The sequence below is a fragment of the Corynebacterium sp. S5S1 genome (assembly GCF_001913985.1).
Taxonomy (GTDB): Bacteria; Actinomycetota; Actinomycetes; order Mycobacteriales; family Mycobacteriaceae; genus Corynebacterium; species Corynebacterium marquesiae.
The window spans coordinates 1-9,648 of the sequence record NZ_MKXT01000046.1; the positions used below are offsets into that span (position 1 = coordinate 1).

9 protein-coding genes and 1 riboswitch are annotated in these 9,648 nt (G+C 59.1%); all 9 genes read left to right on the forward strand.

Annotated elements, in window-relative coordinates:
• The first annotated feature begins 187 nt into the window (after positions 1-187).
• Positions 188-320, forward strand: a riboswitch (TPP riboswitch).
• The 9 genes from BKN05_RS11175 (at position 310) to BKN05_RS11215 (ending at position 9,617) form a co-directional block, all read left to right on the forward strand.
• A complete protein-coding gene (locus BKN05_RS11175; protein ID WP_049378854.1) occupies positions 310-924 on the forward strand; it encodes an ECF transporter S component in 615 nt (204 codons plus the stop codon). It overlaps the preceding riboswitch by 11 nt.
• A 14-nt stretch (positions 925-938) precedes the next feature.
• The gene (locus BKN05_RS11180; RefSeq protein ID WP_049383617.1) at positions 939-2,366 is read left to right on the forward strand and encodes an ABC transporter ATP-binding protein; all 1,428 of its coding nucleotides are present in this window, start codon (positions 939-941) and stop codon (positions 2,364-2,366) included.
• Complete coding sequence (locus BKN05_RS11185) at positions 2,359-3,129, forward strand: energy-coupling factor transporter transmembrane component T family protein (protein WP_080970455.1); 771 nt, start codon at positions 2,359-2,361, stop codon at positions 3,127-3,129. Before BKN05_RS11180 ends, BKN05_RS11185 begins: the two co-directional genes overlap by 8 nt.
• A gap of 26 nt (positions 3,130-3,155) precedes the next feature.
• Complete coding sequence (locus tag BKN05_RS11190; protein WP_049378856.1) at positions 3,156-3,707, forward strand: nucleoside/nucleotide kinase family protein; 552 nt, start codon at positions 3,156-3,158, stop codon at positions 3,705-3,707.
• Between the two features lie 231 nt (positions 3,708-3,938).
• Positions 3,939-4,310: a 30S ribosomal protein S12 gene (gene rpsL, locus BKN05_RS11195; protein ID WP_005322866.1), complete on the forward strand. Its 372-nt coding sequence runs from the start codon at positions 3,939-3,941 to the stop codon at positions 4,308-4,310.
• Positions 4,311-4,316: 6 nt separating this feature from the next.
• Positions 4,317-4,784 (forward strand): 30S ribosomal protein S7, encoded by a 468-nt coding sequence (rpsG, locus tag BKN05_RS11200; RefSeq protein WP_005322865.1) that lies wholly within the window; start codon positions 4,317-4,319, stop codon positions 4,782-4,784.
• A gap of 323 nt (positions 4,785-5,107) precedes the next feature.
• A complete protein-coding gene (gene fusA, locus BKN05_RS11205) occupies positions 5,108-7,237 on the forward strand; it encodes an elongation factor G (RefSeq protein WP_049378857.1) in 2,130 nt (709 codons plus the stop codon).
• A 392-nt stretch (positions 7,238-7,629) separates the two neighbouring features.
• Positions 7,630-8,820 carry an elongation factor Tu gene (gene tuf, locus BKN05_RS11210; protein ID WP_049378858.1) on the forward strand — a complete coding sequence of 397 codons (1,191 nt, stop codon included), beginning with the start codon at positions 7,630-7,632 and terminating at the stop codon, positions 8,818-8,820.
• Between the two features lie 173 nt (positions 8,821-8,993).
• Positions 8,994-9,617 carry a hypothetical protein gene (locus BKN05_RS11215; protein ID WP_286688672.1) on the forward strand — a complete coding sequence of 208 codons (624 nt, stop codon included), beginning with the start codon at positions 8,994-8,996 and terminating at the stop codon, positions 9,615-9,617.
• Positions 9,618-9,648 lie beyond the last annotated feature (31 nt).

Sequence of the window (9,648 nt, forward strand, 5' to 3'; positions counted from 1 at the left end):
TATCGATACCGAGTACACACACTCAATCGGCATCCAAAAAGGCCACATCTAACCCCGCGACACGCCGATAGCAGACACACATTTTGTCGCTTAACCCTCTAGGGAGCACCGCTAGACTGCTTTGCTAGTATGAATGCAGCTTTTGGCCAGACACCTTTAAAGGAGTGCGGCCTAAGTCATTGAAAATTGCACACTTCACGGGTGCTTGCGCGCTGCCCTGTTTTGCAGCTGTGTCGGGCTGAGATGCCACAGAAGTTGTGGCGAACCGTTGAACCTGATCCGGATAATGCCGGCGAGAGGGAGGAAATTATGACTACCAATACACGTGCGTCTGCTGCCCCGAAGCGCAGCCTGAATTGGCGCGTGGTCGATATTGTGGTGGCGTCCGTTTTAGGCGTGGCTTGTGGCTTTGTGTTCTTGGGGTGGAATGCAGTGGGCTATGCCTGGTTTGAGGCCATGGACGCCGTGACCCCGGGCCTAGGAGGCATTGCTACGGGCATTTGGCTTATCGGTGGAGTGCTGGGCGGCCTGATTATTCGCAAGCCGGGGGCGGCCATTTATGTTGAGGTCCTGGCGGCAACTGTTTCAGCGGTGCTGGGATCCCAGTGGGGCATTAGCACCCTGTACTCGGGCTTGGCACAGGGCATTGGCGTGGAAATCATCCTGGCCATCTTCCTGTACCGCAAGTTTGGCCTGGGAGTATCCATTCTGGCCGGCATGGCAGCTGGCTGGGGTGCCTTCATCCTGGAGCTTTTTACCTCTGGCAACCTGGCTCGTTCCTTCGAGTTCAAGCTCATCTACTTTGTGACGCTGAATATCTCCGGCGCTATCTTGGCCGGTGCGCTGGGTTTCTTCGTGGTGAAAGCCCTGGCTAAAACCGGTGCCCTGGATCGCTTTGCCGCAGGCCGTGAACAGCGCGCTTAGGGCGTGTTGTGTCCGTGTCTGATTGTGCATCATTGGCGGGAAACGCCACCAAGATAACAGCCCGAGGATTCGGCTGGACTCATGCCGGGCGCAGCGAACCGGCGCTATCCGATATTGACCTGATCATCGAGCCAGGAGAACGCGTGCTTTTATGCGGCGACTCTGGATCGGGTAAGTCCACCTTCCTTGCGGCGATGGCCGGAGTGCTGGGTTCCGATGAGGAAGGAACCCGCACTGGGGAAATTCTCTTAGAAGATTCCACCGGCATGGTGGAGGAGCCCGGACGTACCATCCCAGTAGGGCTGGTGCTTCAGGATCCGGATTCGCAAGTGATCTCCGCGCGTGTTGGCGATGACATTGCTTTCGGCTGCGAGAACCTGGCGTATCCGCGCGAGGAAATCTGGCGCCGTGTGGCCGCAGCCAAGGAACTGGTTGGGCCTTTCGTGGAGCTGGATTTTCCCACCGAGCGGCTCTCCGGTGGGCAGAAGCAGCGCTTGGCGCTCGCCGGCGTCCTCGCTATGGGGGCGGGCGTGGTACTTCTCGATGAACCCACGGCCAACCTTGACCCCGCTGGCGCACGCGATGTGGTGCGCGCCGTGGCGAGGCTGGTGGAAGAAACCGGCGCGACGCTCGTGGTGGTAGAGCACCAGCACGCGGCGTGGGACGGTGTGCTCGACCGCGCAGTGGAGCTGGACCGCGGGCGCATCGTGGCCGATACTTCCTTCGCGGAGGTGGCTAAGCGCCGCCAGGTCTCCGGCCTGCCGCAGGCGCGCCGCCTTGGCGAGGCCGAGCTTGCGCAGCGCGAAGCCGCGCTGTGGAGCACCGACCTTGTCACCCGCTATGGTCCGCCGCGCACGATTGCGCTGCCGGCGGGAGCCTCCACGGTCATTACCGGGCCGAATGGCGCGGGTAAGTCTACCTGGTTGATGACCATGGCCGGGTTGCTGCCAGCTGAATCAGGTGAGATTGGGGTGGCCGATTTCGTGCGTCGCGGGGTCAAAGGGCCACCGCTGCGCTGGAAATCGCGCGAGCTGGCGGACCGCATAGGCTTTGTCTTCCAGAATCCGGAGCACCAATTCGTCGCCCGTACGGTGGCCGAAGAGCTGCGCGTTGCGCCCAAGGTAATGCGCGTGGACCCGCCGGAGGAAAGGATCGCGCAGCTGGTGGAATCACTTCGGCTGCAACATCTCTTAGACGCTAACCCGTTCACGCTCTCTGGCGGCGAGAAACGACGCCTGTCTGTGGCTACTGCCTTGGTGACCGCGCCGTCGGTGTTGCTGTTGGATGAGCCCACCTTTGGGCAAGACCCCCAAACTTTTGTGGAGCTGGTGCGCTTGCTGCGGCAATTGGCAGATGACGGCACCACTATCGCCTCTATCACCCATGACCCGCTTTTTATCCAGGCCTTGGGCGATTGCCGAGTGGAGGTGCCCGGTGCCTAATCTTTTGCGCGGGGCTAACCCGCTTAGCCGCATCTTTTTGATGTTTATCTGGGTTACCCCACTATTGGGATCTATTGACTGGGTCTCGGCCGCGGTATCGTTGGCGCTTACCCTGATCCTCGCGCCGCTGTGCGGGGTGTCATGGGTGCGGCTTTTTAAGGCCGGTTGGTTCCTCTTTCTTATAGCGCCGATTTCTGGCATCTCGATGCTGTTGTATGGCGAGCCTGGTGGTACGGAGTACTTCAGCTGGTGGCTCATCGCGGTAACGCAGAACTCGCTGACCCTAGCGATCGCCATTACGCTGCGCGTATTTGCTGTGGCGCTGCCCATGGTGGTCTTAGCCCGCGATATTGACCCGACGGAGTTAGGTGATGCCCTTTCGCAGATCCTCAAGTTGCCCTCGCGCTTTGTTGTTGGTGCGGTCGCCGGCGTGCGTATGATGACGCTCTTCCAGTCCGACTGGCAGTCGCTGGGGATGGCGCGCAGGGCGAGGGGACTGACGGACGTCGGCAAGCTGAAGCATCTGCTCACCATGTCTTTTGGTCTATTGGTCATCGCGCTGCGCCGCGGGGGCAAGTTGGCGACGGCTATGGAGGCACGCGGTTTCGGCCGTACCCCGCCGAGCGGCGGGAAGCGCACATGGGCACGTGAGTCGCGTCTGCATGCCCGTGATGGGTGGATTATGGCCCTAGGTACTGTCTTTGCTTTCGTACCGGTGGTAGTTTCGGTACTCACTGGGGCCTGGAGATTCTTCGGCCTATAGACCGCGAAAGCAGTGATTGAGCGACCATGGACTTTGATAGCCAACAAGAGCGCCTTTTAGAGGACATCGTCACGCTGGCCGCAGCCAGAAAGCGTTCCTTCAAGCCAGTGACCGTGCTTATTGACGGCCCCTCTGGCGCCGGCAAAACCTGGACCTCCGCCGCACTGGCCGAGCGCACCAATTGGCGGGTAGTGCACCTCGATGAGTTTTATCCCGGCTGGCATGGCCTGGACAAGGGCTCGGATATGGTAGCTGAGCAGGTATTGCGCACCATGAACCCCGGCTACTGGCGCTGGGATTGGGAAGCAGGCGCCCCAGGGGACTGGGCCAGCTTGGATGTGCGCGATGACCTCATCGTGGAGGGCGTGGGTTCGGTAACTGCCGCCAATATTGCCGCGGCCAAGGAGAGGGGCGCGGTAGTAAGCGTGCTTATCGACGGCCCCCGGGACCAACGCCGTGAACGCGCCATCGCCCGCGAGCCCGCCTACGAGCAGTGGTTTGAAACCTGGGAAGCACAGGAAAAGGACTACTTTGCCACCAAGGCTGCTGAGGCGGACCTGGTCTGGGAATGGTCCTAGCAGGAGGAAGCCGCCGATCGCGTTTTGTATAAAGCGTGGTCGGTTTGCTACTCTAAACCTCAGTTCACTATGCGTGCCATGACGGCGCGCGGTGAAGAGTCTGATCCTTTACAAGGCACCGGCCTTGGAAAGAGTTCTGGACATGCGGCAGCGCCCCGGGAAAGAGCGCCCATTTTTGCATGTTTGGTTCTTTTCCTTGGTAGTGGTGCGATTCGACAGAAAGACTGTTTAATGCCAACTATTCAGCAGCTGGTCCGCAAGGGCCGCCACGATAAGCGTAAAGAGGTTTCCACCGCTGCGCTGAAGGGTTCCCCGCAGCGTCGCGGTGTGTGCACCCGCGTGTACACCACCACTCCTAAGAAGCCGAACTCCGCACTGCGTAAGGTTGCTCGTGTTCGCCTGACCACCGGTATTGAGGTTTCCGCCTACATTCCGGGCGAGGGCCACAACCTGCAGGAGCACTCCATGGTCCTCGTCCGCGGCGGCCGTGTGAAGGACCTTCCTGGTGTTCGTTACAAGATCATCCGCGGCGCTCTGGATACCCAGGGTGTCAAGGACCGTAAGCAGGCACGTTCCCGTTACGGCGCAAAGAAGGGACAGTAATAAACAATGCGTAAGAATGCTGCTCCGAAGCGTCCTGTAGTCAAGGACCCGGTATACAACTCCGAGCAGGTCACCATGCTCGTCAACAAGATCCTCCAGGACGGCAAGAAGTCCACCGCAGAGCGCATCGTCTACGGCGCTCTCGAGGCTTGCCGCGAGAAGACCGGTACCGATCCGGTGGGCACCCTGGAGAAGGCACTGGGCAATATCCGCCCAGACCTCGAGGTTCGCTCCCGCCGTGTCGGTGGCGCTACCTACCAGGTGCCGGTTGAGGTTCGCCCTGACCGCGCTAACACCCTGGCACTGCGCTGGATGGTGACCTTCACCCGCCAGCGTCGCGAGAACTCCATGATCGAGCGTCTCGCAAACGAGATCCTGGATGCCTCCAACGGCCTCGGCGCTTCCGTTAAGCGTCGTGAGGATACTCACAAGATGGCAGAGGCCAACCGCGCCTTCGCCCACTACCGCTGGTAATTTCAGCACCCACATCAATGGCCCAAGCAACGAGAAACAAGTTTCGCGCTGGCTGTCGGCAGTTTTCCCGCCGCGGCAACCCAAAACTCCATATCTCTTGCTTGGGCCATTTTTTGCCCTAATGGGTGTGATCTCTGAGCGGTAAACCTGCCCAGTCCAGCGGCATCGTGGAGTGTCCAGTACACTGAAGCGATGGAAGTCTAGGGGCAGGCTGCTCCGAGGACGGCCAAATAGTGGCAAAAAGATACATGACCTTATCCATGCAGGCGTCATAGCCAGAAAACTGGTCACGGCGTCGACGACTATTAAGTTGGGGTATAAACGTGGCACAAGAAGTGCTTAAGGATCTGAACAAGGTCCGCAACATCGGCATCATGGCCCACATCGATGCTGGTAAGACGACCACCACCGAGCGTATTCTCTTCTACACCGGTATCAACCGTAAGGTGGGCGAGACCCACGATGGTGCGTCCACCACTGACTGGATGGCACAGGAGAAGGAACGCGGCATCACCATTACCTCCGCTGCCGTGACCTGCTTCTGGAACAACAACCAGATCAACATCATCGACACCCCGGGTCACGTTGACTTCACCGTTGAGGTTGAGCGTTCCCTGCGTGTCCTTGATGGCGCCGTCGCAGTCTTCGACGGTAAGGAAGGTGTGGAGCCGCAGTCCGAGCAGGTGTGGCGTCAGGCTGCTAAGTACGACGTTCCGCGTATCTGCTTCGTCAACAAGATGGACAAGCTGGGCGCCGACTTCTACTTCACCGTGCAGACCATCATTGACCGCCTGGGCGCCAAGCCATTGGTTATGCAGCTGCCTATCGGTGCTGAGGATGACTTCGACGGCGTTGTCGACCTGCTGAACATGCAGGCAATCACCTGGCGCGGCAAGGTTGAGACCGGTGCTGAGCCTACCTACGAGGAAATCCCAGAGGACCTCAAGGACAAGGCGGCTGAGTACCGCGAGAAGCTGGTCGAGACCGTTGCTGAGTCCGACGAAGAGCTCATGGAGAAGTACTTCGGCGGCGAGGAGCTGACCATTGACGAGCTCAAGGCCGGCATCCGTAAGCTGACCATCAACTCCGAGGTTTACCCGGTTTACTGCGGTACCGCTTACCGTAACAAGGGCGTGCAGCCGCTGCTGGACGCTGTTGTTGACTTCCTGCCTAACCCGCTGGACGTTGGCGAGGTTATCGGCCACGAGGTCGGCAACGAGGACAACCAGCTCACCCGTAAGCCTTCCGTGGAGTCTTCCTTCTCCGCGCTGTCCTTCAAGATTGCAGCTCACCCGTTCTTCGGCCAGCTGAACTTCATCCGCGTGTACTCCGGCCAGGTCACCCCGGGTACCGAGGTTATGAACTCCACCAAGGGCAAGAAGGAGCGCATCGGTAAGCTCTTCCAGATGCACGCAAACAAGGAGAACCCTGTTGAGCAGGCAGACGCAGGCAACATCTACGCAGTTGTTGGCCTGAAGGAGACCACCACCGGTGACACCCTGTGTGACAAGGATGACCAGATCATCCTGGAGTCCATGGACTTCCCGGATCCGGTTATCAAGGTTTCCATCGAGCCGAAGACCAAGGCCGACCAGGAGAAGCTGGGTAACGCAATTCAGAAGCTTGCTGCTGAGGACCCAACCTTCACCGTTGAACTGGATGAAGAGACCGGCCAGACCGTTATCGGCGGCATGGGCGAGCTCCACCTCGACGTTCTGGTTGACCGCATGAAGCGCGAGTTCAAGGTCGAAGCAAACATCGGTAACCCGCAGGTTGCATACCGTGAGACCATCCGCAAGAAGGTTGAGTCCATGGAATACACCCACAAGAAGCAGACCGGTGGTTCCGGCCAGTTCGCAAAGGTTATCTGCACCATCGAGCCGTACAACCCGGACCCAGAGACCCTGGAAGAGGGCGAGTCCGCAACCTACGCATTCGAGAATGCCGTTACCGGTGGCCGCGTTCCGAAGGAATACATTCCTTCCGTCGACGCTGGTATCCAGGACGCTATGCAGTACGGCTACCTGGCAGGCTTCCCGATGGTCAACATCAAGGCCACCCTGGAAGACGGCGCTTACCACGACGTCGACTCCTCCGAGATGGCCTTCAAGCTGGCCGGCTCCCAGGTCTTCAAGGAAGCAATGGCCAAGGCTAAGCCGGTTCTGCTCGAGCCGATGATGGCCGTTGAGGTTGTTACCCCTGAGGAGTACATGGGTACCGTTAACGGTGACATCTCCTCCCGCCGTGGCCAGGTCTTCGCTATGGAAGACCGCTCCGGTGCGAAGGTCGTTAAGGCTAAGGTGCCGCTGTCCGAGATGTTCGGTTACATCGGTGACCTGCGTTCTTCCACCGCAGGCCGCGCAAACTTCACCATGGTCTTCGATTCCTACGCAGAGGTTCCTTCCTCCGTGGCACAGGAGATCATCGAGGAGCGCACCGGCGGCGCCAACTAAGCGCTAGCCCCGTCTCCTCCGCGGTTTAGTCGGGCTGGTACTCTTCGCCAGTAGATGCCAGACCCGCCGCGGGGCGGGACGACTGGGCCAGGGTAGCGGCGGGCTGAGTTTGCAGCTTAGGCTTCTAAGTTGTGAATTGAGCCGGCCGTTACCCTCCCAGGATCCTTTTAAAAAGATTCTTGTCGAGGGAAATGGCCGCGATTTTTCGCGGGGTTACCTCCTATAACGGCGGTTTGAAAAAACCGCGACATAAATCTAGGATCGTGTAACTGGCACGTAAAGAAAGCGTCATTAGCGCTTTGCCCCACATACTGTGGGTCGGGTGCCAATGACAACTGTCAACCACGTGGCTGCGAAGGTCGTAGCCACCATATAGTCCAGGAGGACATACAGTGGCAAAGGAGAAGTTCGAGCGTACGAAGCCGCATGTGAACATCGGCACCATCGGACACGTCGACCACGGCAAGACCACCACCACCGCAGCGATCACCAAGGTTCTGGCTGACCAGTACCCTGAGGAGAACGAGGCATTCGCGTTCGACATGATCGACAAGGCTCCTGAGGAGAAGGAGCGCGGTATTACCATCAACATCTCCCACGTTGAGTACTCCACCCCGAAGCGCCACTACGCACACGTTGACGCTCCGGGCCACGCCGACTACATCAAGAACATGATTACCGGCGCTGCTCAGATGGACGGCGCTATCCTGGTTGTCGCTGCAACCGATGGCCCGATGCCGCAGACCCGCGAGCACGTTCTGCTCGCTCGCCAGGTTGGCGTTCCTTACATCCTCGTTGCGCTGAACAAGTGCGACATGGTTGATGATGAGGAAATCATCGAGCTCGTTGAGATGGAGATCCGTGAGCTGCTCGCAGAGCAGGACTACGATGAGGAAGCTCCTATCGTTCACATCTCCGCTCTGAAGGCTCTCGAGGGCGATGACAAGTGGGTACAGTCCGTCGTTGACCTGATGGAAGCCTGCGACAACTCCATCCCGGATCCGGAGCGCGCTACCGACCAGCCGTTCCTGATGCCTATCGAGGACATCTTCACCATTACCGGCCGCGGTACCGTTGTTACCGGCCGTGTTGAGCGTGGCCGTCTGGAAGTCAACGAGGACGTTGAGATCATCGGTATCCAGGAGAAGTCCCAGACCACCACCGTTACCGGTATCGAGATGTTCCGCAAGATGATGGACTACACCGAGGCTGGCGACAACTGTGGTCTGCTTCTGCGTGGTACCAAGCGTGAGGACGTCGAGCGTGGCCAGGTTGTTATCAAGCCGGGCGCTTACACCCCGCACTCCAAGTTCGAGGGTTCCGTCTACGTCCTGAAGAAGGAAGAGGGCGGCCGCCACACCCCGTTCATGAACAACTACCGTCCGCAGTTCTACTTCCGTACCACGGACGTTACCGGTGTTGTTCACCTGCCAGAGGGCACCGAGATGGTTATGCCTGGCGACAACGTTGAGATGTCCGTTGAGCTCATCCAGCCGGTCGCTATGGACGAGGGCCTGCGCTTCGCTATCCGCGAGGGCTCCCGCACCGTCGGCGCTGGCCGCGTTACCAAGGTTATCGAGTAATCGATACCCCGTAACCGCTCAGTAGAGCTTTAAAAGAATCCGCTTCACCATTGGTGGGGCGGATTCTTTGATCCATATCTAATGTGCGCCCCATTTGGTGTTCCTGCCTTCTGTTCGATTCCTCTGGGCTGCGATGGGCCCGGTATCCTTCGGCCGGTATAGTCTATAGGGATATGGATGACCCCACCCGCATCGATCCCACTCTTGAGTCCCTCCGCCGCGCCTGGGAGGGCCAGCCCAACCTCAGCCTTCCCACCTTCTTTGCCATGCTTGCCAATCAAGGCATCGGCTGGGGCGCCACCGACGACGAACTCGTTGCGGAATTGGAGCGCCAAGCGCGCGTTCATCCGCCCCTGCTGCCCCTGGAGGACGGCCGCATCGCGGCGGGGGAATGGCTTGTGCTTGCCGACGCCCCCACCTACCGCATCACCGCCACCCCCAACCACATCATCGTGCGCCGCCCCGACACCCAGCCTGTGGTGTGGGCCTATGAGTCCATTCGTCCCACGGGCTCTAGCCGCCCATTTACCATTCGGGATACCGAGGGCTTTGAACACCGCTTCGGCGTGGTCTCTAGTCTTATGCGGTTAAGCGCTGAGTACCCAGACCTTAATGGCCTGAAGCGGCAGGATTTGGGTGATTTCGTGTTCATCCTTCGCTTCGCAGCGGCCATCGGTGTGCTCGATCATGGGCTGCACCTATTTGCCAAAGAAAACCGCCGCGTAATTCTGAACTGCTCCCCATTAGTTGGACTGAGAAATCAGTTGCCAACAACTAGTGGGGAGCATTTTCTTTGAGAGCACGTAGTTCGCTGAGTGAAGTTCAGCG

Excerpts from the sequence above, each read along its gene's own strand:
- BKN05_RS11175 (WP_049378854.1), top strand. The coding sequence starts at position 310 with ATGACTACCAATACACGTGCGTCTGCTGCCCCGAAGCGCAGCCTGAAT.
- rpsL (WP_005322866.1), top strand. The coding sequence starts at position 3,939 with ATGCCAACTATTCAGCAGCTGGTCCGCAAGGGCCGCCACGATAAGCGT.
- rpsG (WP_005322865.1), top strand. The coding sequence starts at position 4,317 with ATGCGTAAGAATGCTGCTCCGAAGCGTCCTGTAGTCAAGGACCCGGTA.
- BKN05_RS11190 (WP_049378856.1), top strand. The coding sequence starts at position 3,156 with ATGGACTTTGATAGCCAACAAGAGCGCCTTTTAGAGGACATCGTCACG.
- BKN05_RS11215 (WP_286688672.1), top strand. The coding sequence starts at position 8,994 with ATGGATGACCCCACCCGCATCGATCCCACTCTTGAGTCCCTCCGCCGC.